The sequence below is a fragment of the Patescibacteria group bacterium genome (assembly GCA_026417895.1).
Lineage (GTDB): Bacteria > Patescibacteriota > Patescibacteriia > UBA2591 > CALHIP01 > CALHIP01.
The window spans coordinates 14,970-30,757 of the sequence record JAOACJ010000009.1 but is presented as its reverse complement, the minus strand read 5'-3'; the positions used below and the strand labels follow the sequence as shown (position 1 = coordinate 30,757).

Annotated in this window: 14 protein-coding genes; all 14 read left to right on the top strand. The window is 35.4% G+C overall.

Annotated features, from left to right (window positions below; all coding sequences use genetic code 11):
* Positions 1–83: 83 nt before the first annotated feature.
* The 14 genes from N2259_01365 (at position 84) to N2259_01300 (ending at position 15,728) form a co-directional block, all read left to right on the top strand.
* Positions 84–674, top strand: coding sequence for a hypothetical protein (locus N2259_01365; protein ID MCX7778876.1), 591 nt, complete (start codon positions 84–86; stop codon positions 672–674).
* Positions 675–684: 10 nt separating this feature from the next.
* Positions 685–3,567, top strand: coding sequence for a DUF2341 domain-containing protein (locus N2259_01360; GenBank protein MCX7778875.1), 2,883 nt, complete (start codon positions 685–687; stop codon positions 3,565–3,567).
* Between the two features lie 131 nt (positions 3,568–3,698).
* Positions 3,699–5,108, top strand: coding sequence for a fibronectin type III domain-containing protein (locus tag N2259_01355; protein MCX7778874.1), 1,410 nt, complete (start codon positions 3,699–3,701; stop codon positions 5,106–5,108).
* Positions 5,109–5,143: 35 nt separating this feature from the next.
* Complete coding sequence (locus N2259_01350; GenBank protein MCX7778873.1) at positions 5,144–6,571, top strand: PxKF domain-containing protein; 1,428 nt, start codon at positions 5,144–5,146, stop codon at positions 6,569–6,571.
* A gap of 76 nt (positions 6,572–6,647) precedes the next feature.
* The gene (gene rsmI, locus N2259_01345; protein ID MCX7778872.1) at positions 6,648–7,328 is read left to right on the top strand and encodes a 16S rRNA (cytidine(1402)-2'-O)-methyltransferase; all 681 of its coding nucleotides are present in this window, start codon (positions 6,648–6,650) and stop codon (positions 7,326–7,328) included.
* Position 7,329: 1 nt separating this feature from the next.
* Positions 7,330–8,829, top strand: coding sequence for a methionine--tRNA ligase (metG, locus tag N2259_01340; protein ID MCX7778871.1), 1,500 nt, complete (start codon positions 7,330–7,332; stop codon positions 8,827–8,829).
* Between the two features lie 131 nt (positions 8,830–8,960).
* The gene (locus N2259_01335) at positions 8,961–9,470 is read left to right on the top strand and encodes a CvpA family protein (protein MCX7778870.1); all 510 of its coding nucleotides are present in this window, start codon (positions 8,961–8,963) and stop codon (positions 9,468–9,470) included.
* Positions 9,471–9,562: 92 nt separating this feature from the next.
* A complete protein-coding gene (gene gyrB / locus N2259_01330; GenBank protein ID MCX7778869.1) occupies positions 9,563–11,566 on the top strand; it encodes a DNA topoisomerase (ATP-hydrolyzing) subunit B in 2,004 nt (667 codons plus the stop codon).
* Complete coding sequence (gene secE / locus N2259_01325; GenBank protein MCX7778868.1) at positions 11,535–11,825, top strand: preprotein translocase subunit SecE; 291 nt, start codon at positions 11,535–11,537, stop codon at positions 11,823–11,825. Before gyrB ends, secE begins: the two co-directional genes overlap by 32 nt.
* Before the next feature lie 15 nt (positions 11,826–11,840).
* Complete coding sequence (gene nusG / locus N2259_01320; protein MCX7778867.1) at positions 11,841–12,383, top strand: transcription termination/antitermination protein NusG; 543 nt, start codon at positions 11,841–11,843, stop codon at positions 12,381–12,383.
* Position 12,384: 1 nt separating this feature from the next.
* Entirely contained in the window at positions 12,385–12,810 is a 426-nt protein-coding gene (rplK, locus tag N2259_01315; protein ID MCX7778866.1) for a 50S ribosomal protein L11, read from the top strand.
* Between the two features lie 44 nt (positions 12,811–12,854).
* Positions 12,855–13,904: a GDP-mannose 4,6-dehydratase gene (locus N2259_01310; protein MCX7778865.1), complete on the top strand. Its 1,050-nt coding sequence runs from the start codon at positions 12,855–12,857 to the stop codon at positions 13,902–13,904.
* Positions 13,905–14,158: 254 nt separating this feature from the next.
* Positions 14,159–15,154: a dTDP-glucose 4,6-dehydratase gene (gene rfbB, locus N2259_01305; protein MCX7778864.1), complete on the top strand. Its 996-nt coding sequence runs from the start codon at positions 14,159–14,161 to the stop codon at positions 15,152–15,154.
* Positions 15,144–15,728, top strand: a complete 585-nt coding sequence (locus tag N2259_01300) for a dCMP deaminase family protein (protein MCX7778863.1) — start codon at positions 15,144–15,146, stop codon at positions 15,726–15,728. The genes rfbB and N2259_01300 overlap by 11 nt, the downstream gene beginning before the upstream one ends.
* The last annotated feature ends 60 nt before the right edge of the window (positions 15,729–15,788 follow it).

Here is a 15,788-nt window from a genome sequence, read left to right as displayed (position 1 = left end):
TTGAATTTGAATTATTTTATTGAGAGGGTGTTTTTATTTGTTATTTAATAGATAAGAGACCTTGACAACTTAATTTAATCTTTATGTTTTGGCAAAAAGAACCAAAAAATTTAGGCATTATTATTTTTATTATTTTGGCGTGTCTTGTGGCTGGTACCGCCCTTTTTATTTATACCACGGAAAAACCGTCGCCTGAAACAACTGCACCTGCCGGCATTGAGGTTATTGAAACAAAAGAGGGGAAAATTATAAGAAATAAGACAGAGGGTTATGAGGTGACTGTGTCGAAGGGGTGGAACGTTGAACGACCAAGTGCTGGCTATCTTAGCTTCAACGATATCGATTGGGATAATCCAAAAGATGAATATTGTAAAATAGAGACATACATAATTGATAACCCACAGAAACTTACAGCTGAGCAGTGGTTGAATCGTGAAGAGGTAAAACTTAATGAATCATTTTTGACAATTAATTTGGATGAACGCGTAGAGGTTAATATTGACGGACAAAGAGGTATTAAAAGAGTGTTGGATACGAATGAAACGGGGTATTCTATAGCGGTTATAGTTCCTTTGAGACAGAAAATATACGAACTTATTCTTTATCCCAAAGGGGAGGATAAAGAGAGGTGTTTGAAGGATTTTGATTTATATCTGTCATCAATTAAGTTTTAATAATAATAGCATGTCAAAACAAAAAATTTTCACTTATTTATTTTTATCCATTCTATCAGTCAGTTCTGTTTTAGCTGCAGATTTAATTTTTAAACTTCCTTATCAGAAAGGAGAAAGATTTATTATTACGCGAGGATATAATACGTTACCAACCCATGCACCCAACAGTAAAGATCAATACGCTTTAGATTTCACTAAAAATGGATGCGAAGCTTACGGAAAAAATGTTTTAACAGTAGTTGACGGAAAGGTGATATTAGTACTCCAAGATGGTTATAATGGTGGATATGGAACAACTGTATTAATCAATCATGGTAATAACTTAATTAGTCGTTATGCTCATCTAATTCCTTATTCCATAGGAGTCGCACAAAATCAGGACGTTAGACAAGGAACAATTATTGGTAAGATTGGTAGAAGTGGTGAAGTTAGTGGCTCTGCCTGTCCAGAATACCCTGGTACCCATCTTCATTTTGCTATGTATCAGCGACAGCCAGACGGGAAACTCATTGCTTATAAGCCAGAACCAATGTCGGGCTATACCAACTTTGTCGCTGGCAATTGGTATCTTTCGGATAATGAAATTTTCCAAACGAGATTAGCAGAGGAACAATTATCTCAGCAACCGTCATCTCAACCCGAATCTTCAAGTAATTTTTGGCAAAATCTCGGTTCACTTCTGACCGGCTGGTGGCAAGGGATTACTTCTTTAATTAATAACTTATTAGGTTTAAATCAAGAAAGTCAATCAGGAGAACAGGAAAAAGCAGTGAATCAGGAATTAGGAATAACGAATCAGGAATTAATTTATGACGCGAAACTAATTGAGAGAAATCCAAACCAAAATTTAACTTTAAAAGAAAATCAAGAAATTTTTCTTTCCGTCAAATTCAAAAATACCGGTAATACCATTTGGCAAAAAGAAACTGTTTCTTTAAATGTTGCTTCCGAAGAAGCAAAAAATTTTTATCATTCAAGTTGGTTAACAAAGAAGAGGCCAGCCAAGCTAAAAGAATCAGAAATCAAACCAAATGAAATCGGTTCTTTTGAATTTTTTATTACCGCCAAAAATTTAGAACCAAAAATTTATCAATTTTCTTTTCGACCGGTTTATCAAGATAGTCAAGGTTTTCATTGGTTAGGAGGAGAAACGGTTTCTTGGCAAATTGCTTTTGAAAAGTCGGAAGAGAAGATTGTTTTAGAACCAGCTCCAGGCAGTTTAAGCGAGTTGAATCTTTTGTCTCCTCTTTTAGAAAAAACAAATCAAGAAAATTTGTTAGAAACAGAAAAAATTGAAGAAGAAAAAGTTACACCCATTGTTTATTTTGGTGGAGGTGGCGGATCTCCTTCACCACCGCCAGACATCACACCGCCGGAAATTACCCTGACTGCTTTTCCGAACAATCCCACCAACACTCGACATGCCATTTTTGAATTTTCGGCCAATGAAAATGTTACTTTCAAGTGTAAGTTAGACGACAAAGAAAAAGAAGATTGTTTATCACCAAAAATTTACTATGATCTTTCTGAAGGTGAACACAGTTTCTTTTTAGAAGCCTTTGATTTAGCCGGCAATCAGGCAAGTTTTGTTTATCTTTGGCAGATTGACTTGACACCACCGACTTCAGCGATTCTGACAAGTGGAACTTTTGTTGGCTTAGAAAATTTACCCTCATCAATTGAAGGTATTTTTGAGGGCGAGGATACAGAAAAGATATTTTTAGCTATTCAAAGAGAAAAAGATAGCCAATATTTAGCTCAATTATCATCATTTTCCTGGCAAAAAGAGGAATTTTGGTTTGAAGCTACTCTTGATTGGGAAAATAAAAAATGGCAATTTGCTTGGCCAAAAGATTTAATTGAAGAAGGAAATTACAAAATTTATGTTCGAGCCAAAGATAAACTTGGCAATCAACAAGAACCGGCCATTCAATCTTGCATTACTTATCTTCTTCGTCCTTTTTTAGAAAACTGGAAAAAAAGAAAAGCAGTTATCATTGACAATACCAATAGCTCGGAAACTTTAACTAATTTTGAAATTAATCTTTTGATCAATTATCAGCCAGAAATGAAGCTGGATTTTTCTGATTTAAGATTTACTGATGAAGATGGCCAGACATTATTAAATTATGGTTGGGAAATCAACGATGAAGGATTAGCGAAAAAAGAAAATGGTCTTTTTGCTGAAGCGGTTGTCAGAATTCCAGAAATTCCTGCCAATTCTCGGAAAAAGATTTATCTTTACTATGGTAATCAACAGGCTGGGTCGGTGGCAAATTTAGAGAAGACTTTAACTTGGTTTGACCATTTTGATCAAATGAGAATGGATGACTATGACTTTAATGATGTTGATTGGCTCACCAGCGAATCAAAAATTCAAATCGGTGTTAACAGTGTTGGTTGGTTAAAACCAAAAATAGAAATCAAAAATTTTTGGCTTAAATCAAAAATGTCAAGAGGTGGACCCAATGGTTCAACTTTTCTTTATTGGCGTTATTTAGATGATCAAGAAAATAGTTGGCAGATTCATTCTGGTTCGACTAATTGGCTTTATGGTTGGACGCCGTGGGGGGTACCTTTGGCGACCTGGGGGTATATGAAAGGCAGAGCCTGGTATGAATTAGGTCGTGGTATTCTTTGGGAAGGAGGGGCGACTTTATGGGAGGTAAAAGCTTATGAAACGAAGCACTCTGTTGAGGTGAAAGACGTTCTTCCTTTCAGTCAAACAGACAGACCAGTCTTTAATCAAGCCGGCAAAATTTTTATTCTTGACTGGTGGTCTTGTTGGTGCGCAACCTGTCCTTGGCCAAGGCCATGGGATTGGCGGACTTTTGTTGATTATCTCTATTTACGTCAATATGTCGAACCAATGCCTCTTGTTTATTTTGAATAGAAATTATGAATTTAAACATTAATTACACTTAAGAATGTTGGCGCATTAGTGAGAATATTGAAATGTCGTGAAGGAGTTGAAATTTTGAAATTTTGATTGACAATTGATGAAAAAATGATAATATTAAAATAATGAAAAATATTTGGTTACGACAAGTTTTTATATTAATCTTAAGTCTCATAGGGGCGGCTGCTTTATTATTTTTTGTTTTTCACATAGAAAAACCACATTTAGTTCAAGGGGGGAGGAGTGATAACATCCGTGGTTGGCTTTGGAGTAGAAGTGATGGCAGTTATCCGGGTGGCATTGGCTGGATTTCTTTGAATTGTTATAACGACTATAACAATGATGGTCAACCGGAAAATAATTGTCCAACTAATATCAATTACGGCTTAAAATTAGATTCTTCCACCAATAAAATTTCTGGTTATGGTTGGTCACCAAATGTTGGCTGGATTTGTTTTGGTGAGACCTGTAAGTGTGCTCATTGTCCAAGTTGTAGTAATTATATTACTTGCGAAGGTTGTGGGACTTGTTCATTTATTAATTCACCTGATAATTTTACTCCTTGGGCTTGCAAAGGAGAAAATGTTTCGGGCACTAATTGTCTTGGGGAAGGCAAAAAAGTTTTTGGTTGGGCAAAGGTAGTTTGGTCGTCACCAACAACTGATGGCTGGATTAAATTAAGAGGACAGACAACTGGCGGTATTAGCTATGGTCTTTCTTTAGAAGATTTTGGTTTTAATCATAAAGAATTAACAGGTTTTGCCTGGAGTTCAACTTATAATCCACAAATTACTGGTGCTGGTTTAGGCTGGCTCGGTGCTTATCAAAGTTATTGTTTAAAAAATCCACCTGATCAGGTAAGAAATTTAACCGTCAGATCGGTTTCTCAAAATTGTCAGTCTTTACTTTTAAATTGGCAACCACCAACTAAGTGTGCTCAAGGTTATAAAATTTATCGTTGTCGGGGTGAGGGGTGTAATCCACAGACAAATGGAGTCCTTATTGCCAATATTTCTGTCAATGAGGTTGATTGTAGTGGTGATATATGTAAATGGCAAGATGTTGGTTTAAGCGGTGGACAGATATATCGCTATCAAGTTCAAGCCTGGAATTTAAACGGTGACGGAATAATCAGTGATGCTGCTTCTGGGACAACGGTTTTATGCGCGCCATCACAGCCTCTGGAGCCAATTCTCTCTTCAAAGTGCGGTGAAATAACTGTTCAATGGCTACCAGTCGGAGGGGCGGTTGGCTATAATGTTTATCGAGCAGTCAAAAATAAAGACAATAGAAATGACTGTGAACTATCACAGTGTCGAAGAATTGCCGAAAATATTAGACCCGAGGATGTTTGTGGTGAAAGCCTTTGTGCTTATGAAGACAAAAGTATTATTGCGAACGTCAATTATCACTATTGGGTGACGGCTCTTTCCTGTCTTGAACCTCTTTGTCCGCCTTATCAGGAATCACCTTATGGCTATATGAAATCAGGCAAGTCAACTTGCTTGCCACCTACCCGTTGGCAAGAAAAGTAACATATCTTTAATTAATTTTAAATTTTTATTGTCCTATGAAAAAAGTCATTTTTGGTCTTATTTTTTCGTTTTTTATTTTAATACCGATTTTCCCACAGCCTCTTTTAGCGACGACGAGTAATTTAATTAATGGAGGCTTTGAAACCGGAGATTTCACTGGCTGGACAAGAGGAACAGTTGTTGATTTTGCTGGCGTGGTTACAGCTGATAGTTTTACCACACCCTATGCCGGTACCTATATGGCTCGACTTGGTCGAACAACCGGCCTTCAACCGATTGGTCCAAATATTATTTATCAAGACTTTCTGGTTGTTGCGCCAACCTTAAGCTTTGCTTATAACATTTTTACCTATGATTATGCTGGTTTTAATCATTTTAGTTATTTAGTTCAAGATTTAGAAACCGGGGCAACAATTCGTTATTATTCACAAGGAGCCTGGGGAACAGGTTTTGGTTTAAAAACAACCGGTTGGCAGTTAGTCAATATTGATTTATCAGCTTATTTAGGTCGAATGGTTAGGCTGCGCTTTAATGTCGCTGGCACGATTGATACTTATAATCCGACCTGGGTTTATCTTGATGCGGAAGAATTGACTGGACCGACTGATAATTTGCCACCAACAACAACCGCGACTTTAACTGGTAATGAAGGTTTAAACAACTGGTATCTTTCTGCGGTTGAGGTTGCTTTAACAGCCATTGATAACGAAGGCGGCTCTGGCGTTGCTCAGACGAAATATAGCTTCGATCAAAACAGTTGGTTTTCTTATACTCAGCCATTGATGATTAATAGCGAAGGCGTGACGACTCTTTATTACTATTCAATCGACAATGCCGGTAATAGCGAAACCGTCAAGACAGTTTTGATTAAAATTGATCAAACACCACCAGTCATTACCATTAATAGTCCAACGGCTGGTTTTTATCTGTTAAATCAACCGGTTTTGGCTGATTGGTCAGTTAGTGATGAAGTTTCTGGTTTAGCCTCAGTAATAGCGACAATCCCCAATGGTGCAGCGATTGAAACCGGAACTATTGGTCTAAAAAATTTTGAAGTAAGAGCGGTTGATCAGGCTGGCTGGGAAAGTTATCAGACGATTACTTATGAAGTTGGTTATCTTTTTAGCGGTATTCTTCAACCAATCAATGCAGATGGGAGTAGTATTTTCAAATTAGGTTCAACGGTGCCAGTAAAATTCCGCTTGACTGACTTTAATAACCAATCTGTGAGCACAGTAATGGCGAGATTGTATTTATTGAAAATTAGTAATAATATTTCCGGTTCAGTTTTAGAAGCAGTTTCCAGTGGCTCAGCTAACAGTGGTAATTTGTTTCGGTATGATAATTTAGATAACCTTTATATCTTTAATCTTGGAACAAAATCGCTTTCCACTGGTACCTGGCAATTAGAGATTAGATTTGCCAACGGTCGTTCAGAGTTTGTTATTATTTCTCTAAGATAAAGATCGGAAATTCAAATATTTTTAAGAGAAGTCTTTTTCAAGACTTCTCTTATTTTTCTGCTATAATTATTTTAATATGTCAATTCTTTATCTTGTCGCCACACCGATTGGCAATCTCGAAGATATCACCCTGCGTGCTCTTAAAGTTTTAAAAGAGGTTGATTTCATTTTATGTGAAGATACAAGAAAAACAAAAATTTTACTTGATCGTTATCAAATCAAAAAACCTCTGATTTCTTATCACCAACATTCAAGATTGAAAAAAATTGATGATATTATTGCTTTATTAAAACAAGGTAAAAATCTGGCTTTAGTTTCTGAGGCTGGGACACCAGGGATTGCTGATCCAGGAAATTTATTGATTCAAGAAGTGGTGAAAAAATTGGGTGAGAGAGTAAAAATTGTGCCCATTCCCGGCCCTTGTGCTTTAGTTACTGCTTTAAGTATTTCTGGTTTGCCAAGTGATAAATTTGTTTTTCTAGGCTTTCCACCCAGCAAAAAGAAACGAGAAAAATTTTTTAAGAAATTGACCACTTATGAAGAAACTATTGTCCTTTACGAATCAGTTTATCGTCTTTTCAAAACCTTAGCTGATTTAAAAAATCATTGCGGTGAACGAGAAATTGTTATTGCTCGCGAATTGACGAAAAAATTTGAAACGATTTATCGCGGAACAATTAGTCAGGTGACAGAAAAGATAAAAAATGATAAAATAAAAGGAGAATTCGTCATCGTGATTAAAAATTTAAAATCATAAAATGTCTAAATTTTATCTTACCACGCCAATTTATTATGTTAATGATCAACCGCATTTAGGTCATGCTTATACGACGATTGCCGCTGATGTTTTGGCGCGCTATTATCGAATGAAGGGTGATCAAGTTTTCTTTCTAACGGGCACTGATGAACATGGAGCAAAAATTGCCGAATCAGCCGAGAAAAATAAAAAAACACCCCAGGAGTGGTGTGATGAAATGTCGGCTCGTTTTAAATTAGCCTGGGATGTTTTAAACATCTCTTATGATAATTTTATTCGAACGACTGACCAAAATCATGAACAGGCGGTAAAAAAAGCGATCACAAGACTTTACCAAAAGGGTTGGATTAAAAAAGGACTTTACGAAGGTTTATATTGTGTTGGTTGTGAAAGATACTATACCACAAAAGAATTAATTGATGGTCGATGTCCAGACCATCAAAGAGTGCCGGAAAGGGTTTCGGAAGAATGTTACCTTTTCAAACTTTCTGCCTTTCAAAAACCATTACTGAGATTAATTGATGAAAAGACATTGGTGATTGAGCCAGAAAAAAGGAAAAATGAGGTGGTTGGTTTTTTAAAAACCGAGAAATTAGAAGATGTTTCTATTTCTCGAAAAAGGGTTCAATGGGGAATTCCTTTGCCGTGGGATGGATCACAGACACTTTATGTTTGGATTGATGCCTTTTTGAATTATCTCACCGGTTTAGGTTGGGATGGAGAAGAAAGAGTTCCGGAACTTTGGCCAGCCGATCTGCAACTAATGGCTAAAGATATTTTGAGAGTTCATTCAACGATTTGGCCGGCTTTACTTTTGGCTTTAGAAGTTCCTTTACCAAAGAAAATTTTTGCCCACGGTTTTTTTACCGTTAATGGTCAGAAAATGAGTAAATCTTTAGGTAATGTTTTAGATCCAATTGAACAAGCGAAAAATTTTTCCAGCGATGGTTTAAGATGGCTCCTACTTTCAAGTTTTCCTTTTGGTGTTGATGGAGATGTTTCGTTAGAAAAATTTTATGAAAAATATAAGGCTGATTTAGCCAATGGCATTGGCAATCTAGTGGCTCGGGTTTTGGCTCTCGCTACCAAATTACAACTTACAAATTACAAGTTAAAAAAAGAAAGAGAATGGGTTAAAAAGATAGAGAGAGTTTGGCGGGGCTACCAGAGGGCGATGGAGAAATTAGCTTTTGAGGAAGTAGCAAAAGAAATTTTAAATTTTATCGCCTTGGTTGATCGGGAAATTAATAAGAAAGAACCTTGGCGGTTGTTGAAAACCAATCTTGTTGAATTTCAAAAAGTAATCTATAATTTACTTGAAAGTCTTCGTCAACTGGCTTGGCTCATTCAACCCTTGATGCCTGAAACGGCTGATAAAATCTTCGATCAACTGGGCATTTTATCTAGTGAAAAAAAGAAAAATCTTGAAGAAGCGAAAGAATGGGGAGGAGTAGAATTTGATAAGATAAAAAAGGGTGAAATATTATTTCCGAGGTTATAATACCTTGAAATCTAAATTTCAAAATTCAAACGTCAAATTAAATCCGAAGTTCAGACACTTAAAATAATTTTGATTTTTGATTTTAGTCATTAATTTGTCATTTGGATTTTGTTATTAGTCGTTTTCCATTTATGACCTTATTCGACCTCATTCTTATCTTAATTGTCTTTGGTTTTATTTGGTTTGATTTTTGGTTTGGTCTAATTTATGCTTTAGGTGGTTTAGCTGGTTTAATTGTTGGTGTGGCAGTGGCTAGTCGTTGGTATGACGAGTTAGCAATAAAAATTGTTTTTCTACTGGGCGGGAATATCAATTTAGCCAATATCATTTCTTTTTTAGTTATTTATATCGTCGTTAATCGTTTGGTTGGTTTTGTTTTTTTTATTCTTGACCGAATTTTGAGACCGATTACCCATCTACCATTTTTAAAAGCGATTAATCGTTTGGGTGGTGCTCTGATTGGTTTCGTTACCGGGAGTTTAACTGTTGGTCTCTTTCTTTATTTTATCGTCAGATTTCCTTTGCCCTGGTTAATTAATTTGATTGAAAATTCAAAATTAGCCCAACATTTCATTAATTTAGCCAAGATTCTTTTACCCCTTTTGCCTGAAATTTTAAAGAAAATAGAATCAGCCATTTAAGATTTAAACCGTTTAGTTTTTCTCAATGATTGGCCTTAATTAGCCATTTTTTATTTGTCAAAAAATTAAAAATTTGCTATAATATCTATATTATGGTTCAACAAGAAAGACCAAAAAATAATACCGAAGAAGCGGCTAAAGAATATAAAGCTGAACACATTACAGTCTTAGATGGCTTAACCCCCGTGCGGAAAAGACCAGCCATGTATATTGGTTCAACCGGACCTGACGGCTTACATCATTTAATTTGGGAATGTCTAGACAATTGTATTGATGAAGCTTTGGCTGGCTTTGCTGATGAAATTAAAGTTGAACTTTTGCCCGATGATTATGTCAGGGTTGAGGATAACGGTCGAGGCATCCCCGTTGACCTACACAAACAAACAGGTAAGTCAGCTTTAGAGGTGGTCATGACCAAACTTCACGCCGGGGCTAAATTTGACCATCAGGTCTATAAAGTAGCGGGCGGTCTTCACGGTGTTGGTGTTTCGGTTGTTAATGCCTTGTCAGAAGCTTTTAAAGCCCAGGTTAAACGTGATGGTTTTTTATATCAGCAGGAATACCAAAGAGGCAAGCCATTAAATAAAGTCAAAAAAATAGGCAAGACCAAAGGTACGGGGACGATTGTTACCTTTAAACCAGATAAAGAAATTTTTCCTGAAACAAAATTTTCTCTTTCGCGAGTCTTGGAACATTTGAGACAGCAAGCCTATTTGACAAAAGGAGTAAAGTTTATTGTCTTTGATAGAAGAAAAAAACCAGAATTTTCTTATGCTTTTTATTTTGAAGGAGGTATTGTTTCCTATGTTAAATACTTAAACAAGAATAGTCCGGTAAAACATCCCCATATTTTTTATGTGAGTAAAGAAATTGAAAAAGTTATGGTTGAAATTGCTCTTCAGTATACTGACGATTATAAAGAAGTAATTTATAGTTTTGCTAATAATATTTATACACCGGAAGGCGGCTCACATTTGGCGGGGTTTCGTTCGGCTTTGACGCGGACGATTAATAATTACGCCCGCAAAAAAGAATTTCTCAAAGAAAAAGAGAGTAATTTTGTCGGCGAAGATTTACGAGAGGGGTTGACGGCCGTTATTAGTGTAAAAGTCAGAGAGCCACAATTTGAAGGACAAACAAAAACAAAACTTGGTAATCCGGAAGTTAAGGGGTTGGTCGACTCTGTTTTCTCAGAAAGTTTTTCTTCTTTTTTAGAAGAATATCCAAAAGATGCCAAAGCCATTATTGAAAAATGTCTTCTGTCGGTTCGAGCCCGGCTAGCAGCAAAACAGGCTCGGGAGGCGGTTTTGAAAAAAAGTACTTTGGAAGGATTTTTATTGCCAGGCAAACTAGCCGATTGTAACACAACCGATCCAACCCAGAGTGAACTTTTTATTGTCGAAGGAGATAGCGCTGGTGGCAGCTGTAAGCAGGCGAGAGATAGAGAAAGGCAGGCGGTTTTACCTTTAAGAGGAAAAATTTTAAATGTGGAAAAAGCCAGATTAGAAAAAATTATCGCCAACGAAGAAGTTAAGTCTTTAATTGTTGCCTTAGGTACCAATATTGGCGATCAATTTCAGATTGAAAAACTTCGTTATCATAAGATCATTATTGCCACTGATGCTGACATTGACGGTTCTCACATCAAAACTCTTCTTTTAACACTTTTCTATCGATATTTTCCAGAAATTATCCTCCGTGGCCATCTTTATATTGCTACCCCACCTCTTTATCGTTTAGAAATTGGCAAAGAATTGAAATACGCTTATTCTGAAGAGGAAAAAGAAAAAATTATAAAAAATTTAAAAGAAAAAGTTGTTGCCAAAAATTTTAAAATTAAAAAAATTGGCGAGGCAAAAGATGAAGAGATTCCAGAAAAAATATCAATCCAGCGATATAAAGGTTTAGGAGAAATGAATCCTGAACAACTTTGGGAGACAACCATGGACCCAAAGAGAAGAATCTTAAAAAAAATTACCTTAGAAGAAGCAGAAAAAGCCAATGAGATTTTCGAAATTTTAATGGGCAAAGAAGTTGAACCGCGTAAAAGATTTATTCAGATCTATGCGAAAACCGCTCGTCACCTTGACATTTAAAGATGATTCAATATACTATATAATTAATATAATCAATCAGTCAAAAAATTTTGTCATTGTCAATTTAGTCAAGATGATTCAAAAAATTATTCAATACCTTAAAGAGTCAAAGGAAGAATTAAAAAAAGTCGTTTGGCCAAGTAAAAAAGAGACATTGAATTTGACCTTTTTGGTAATTGTTATTTCCTTAGGGGTAGCTATTTTTTTAGGGTTGATTGATCGACTTTTAACTATTTTTTTAGAAAAAATTTTTCGATAATTAAAATTAATTTATATGCCCAGACAAATAGAACAAGGCCGTCGTTGGTATGCTATTCATACCTATGCTGGTTATGAAGAAAACGTGGCGACCAATCTTCGTCAACGGATTGAATCTTTTGATCTGGCTCATAAAATTTTTAATGTTTTAGTTCCAACAGAAAAAAGAATTAAATTTAAGGGTGGAAAAAGAAGAGTGGTAACAGAAAAAATGTTCCCCGGTTATGTTTTGGTTGAAATGATTGTTGACGATGACTCTTGGTATGTAGTGAGAAATACGCCCGGCGTTACTGGTTTTATTGGTTCAGGCACTATTCCAACCCCTATCTCGGAAAAAGAAATTAAAATTATTCTCAAAAGAATGCAAATTGAAGAGCCAAAATATAAAATTGAACTCTCGCCTGGTACACCGGTGAGAGTGATGGAAGGACCATTTAAAAGTTTTGAAGGAAAAGTTGATGAAGTTGATGAAGAGAAAGGAAGAGTTAAAGTACTTATTAATGTTTTTGGTCGAGAAACACCTGTTGATTTAGACTTTTTACAAGTCAAGAAAATTTAATATGGCTAAGAAAATAAAAACCATTGTCAAACTTCTTGTACCCGGTGGTCAAGCAACACCAGCTCCGCCGGTTGGACCAGCTTTAGGACAGGCCGGTATTAACATCGCTGATTTCTGTAAAAAATTCAATGATTTGACGAAAGACAAAATCGGCCAGACCCTACCGGTGAAATTAGTTGTTTATGAAGACAGGTCTTTTGATTTTTTCATTAAAACCCCTTTAACCAGTGAACTTCTAAAAAAAGCAGCTGGTGTTGAAAAAGGTTCCGGCAAACCTCTTCAAGAGAAAGTAGGCAAGATTAGCCGGTCGCAAATCAGAGAAATTGCCAAGATTAAAATGCCCGATCTAAACACCAATAATCTTGAACAAGCAATGAAAATTATCGAAGGAACAGCTAAGCAAATGGGTTTAGAGATTGTAGATTAACCAATAACCAATAACCAATAACCAAAAACCAATAACTAAAATCTATGGCTCATAAAGTTTTCATCACTGGCAGAAAAAATGTTTTAATTACTGGTGGTGCTGGTTTTATTGGCTCACATTTATGCGATGAATTAGTGAAGGAGAACAATGTTATTTGTTTAGATGATTTCACTTCTTCTTCAGAAAGAAACATCGATCATTTACTTCAATTGCCAAATTTCGAATTTATTAACTTCGATATTAACGAACCGATTGATTTAGAAAAATTTCCAGAGTTGAAAAGGTTTAGAATTGATGTACAAGGTCTTCAAGAGATTTATCATTTAGCCTGTCCAACCTCACCGAAAAATTTTGAAAAAACAAAAATCAAGACTTTAAAGACGAACGTTATCGGCACGATTAATATGTTAGAATTAGCCTTAAGATATAAGGCTAAATTTTTATTTACTTCATCAGCTGTCGTTTATGGACCAAGAAGAAAAGAAAATCCTTATTTTAAAGAAGATGATTTTGGTCAAGTTAATTTTCTTTCCCCTCGAGCTTGTTATGACGAAGGCAAAAGAATGGCTGAAACTTGTGTTATGACCTATCGCCAAGTCTATAATTTAGATACAAAAATTTTAAGAATTTTTAGAACCTATGGACCAAGAATGCCTTTATTCGATGGCCATATGGTTCCTGACTTCGTCTTACAGGCCCTAAATGACAAACCATTAATTATTTATGGCGATGAATCCTTTGACTCTTCTTTTTGTTATATTTCTGATATCGTTGAAGGAATAATTAAAATGATGGCTTCTGATGAATCAGGACCTTTCAATCTTGGTCATCCCGAAAAATATAAAATGGCTGATTTGGCTAAAAAAATTATTCAAGAGACCCATTCTAAATCAGAAATTATTTTTAGGCCACCCCTTCTTTTCATGACTCCTTTAGGTCTACCGGACATTACTTTAGCCAAAGAAAAACTTGATTGGTATCCGGTTGTTTCTTTAGAAGAAGGACTGAGAAGAACGATTGAAGATGTAAAAATCAATCGGATGCTTCTTCAGCCATTAATTTCAAAATATGACGAAGATTACCAAGAAGAATAAACATCTTTAACTAATATTTTTTCAAGCAAAATTATGGAAAAAATTAGGAGTTTTTGGCCAAGCCGCGGCATTATCACTGAAGTTTGACATCTTTTTTGGCAAGACAAATTAAAAAAAAGAAAAAGACTAAAAGAAAAGGTGAGATCAAAAAGATGGTTAAAATTCTTTGACTGAAGATCTAAAATGGATTAGTCAAGGCAAAATTATAATCACTCTTTTTTGACGAATAAATTTTTAAAGAAAAATGAAATGATATGAAAATTTTAATTACCGGCGGGGCCGGTTTTATTGGTTCAAATTTTATCCGCTATCTTTTAAAGAAATATAAAAACTATCAGATTTTTAATTTGGATAAACTGACCTATTGCGGGAATTTAGACAATTTGCACGATTTTAAAAAAAATCCAAGACATCATTTTTTTAAGGGTGATATTGCTGACCAAAAATTGGTGGAAAAATTAGTCAAAAATGTTGAGGTGATTATAAATTTTGCCGCTGAATCGCACGTTGATCGTTCAATTTTAGAACCAGATTCTTTTATTAAGACAGATATTTTTGGTACCTTCACCCTCCTTGAAGCAGCCAAAAAATATAAAATCAAAAAGTATATCCAGATTTCTACCGATGAGGTTTATGGCAGTCGAAAAAGAGGTTATTTTAAAGAAAACGATCCTCTTAACCCCTCTTCTCCTTATTCCGCTTCAAAAGCCAGCGCTGATCTTTTAACGTTGGCTTATTTTAAAACTTATCAGCTACCAGTTTTGATTAGCCGGTCGACTAACAATTACGGTCCTTACCAATATCCAGAGAAAATTATTCCTCTGTTTATTACTAATTTATTGGAAGGAAAGAAGGTTCCTTTATATGGTCGAGGACTAAACAGAAGAGATTGGCTTTACGTTTTGGATAATTGTCGAGCCATTGATTTAATTTTACACCGCGGGAAAATTGGTGAAATTTATAATGTCGCTTCTGGTTATGAATTAACAAATTTAGAATTGACAAAGATTATTTTGAAAGAATTAAAAAAGGACAAAACATCGATTGAATATGTTAAAGATCGACCGGGTCACGATTGGCGCTATGCTCTTTCTTGTCAAAAAATAAAAAAGCTTGGCTGGCGACCAATTTATAAATTTGAGAAAGCAATTAAAGAAACAATTAATTGGTATAAAGAAAATCAGTGGTGGTGGAGAAAATTAAAATCAGGTGAATTTTTAAAATATTATCAAAGACAATATGGGCGATAAGATAAAAAATAAAAAAATAAAATTAAAAAACAATCGACCAAGTAAAGAAAATCATTATCTCCATATAGCCAGAGAGATTTCCCAGCGGAGTACCTGTTTCCGAGTAAAAATTGGAGCTATTATTGTTAAAGATGATGCCATTGTCGCCACTGGTTATGTTGGCGCGCCAAGAAAGACAAAGGACTGTTTTGAACACGGTTTTTGTTTGCGTGATCAACTTGGCATTCCTCATGGTCATCGCTACGAAATTTGTCGCAGTGTTCATGCCGAAATGAATTGTTTGATTAATGCCGCTCGTACTGGCGTTTCTCTTTTAAATGGCGAGATGTTTATTTATGGAGAATATTTATCGCCAGCCAAGAAAATGGATGTTTTGCCTTGTTTTCTTTGTAAAAAAATGATTATCAATGCTGGCCTGAAAAGAGTAATCTGTAGTCAAGCCGATGGTCATTATAAAATATTTAAGGTTGAAAATTGGCGGAAAAATTGGCAGCAAAAAGATATCGTTGACGATAAGTATCAATATGGGGTAGACGGTAATCAATATCTTTATCAGAAAAAGAAGACCGCCTAAGCCATAATTTTAAAAATTAAAAACTTATCCACGACCCTATTCTTTATTTTTTTCTTTTTT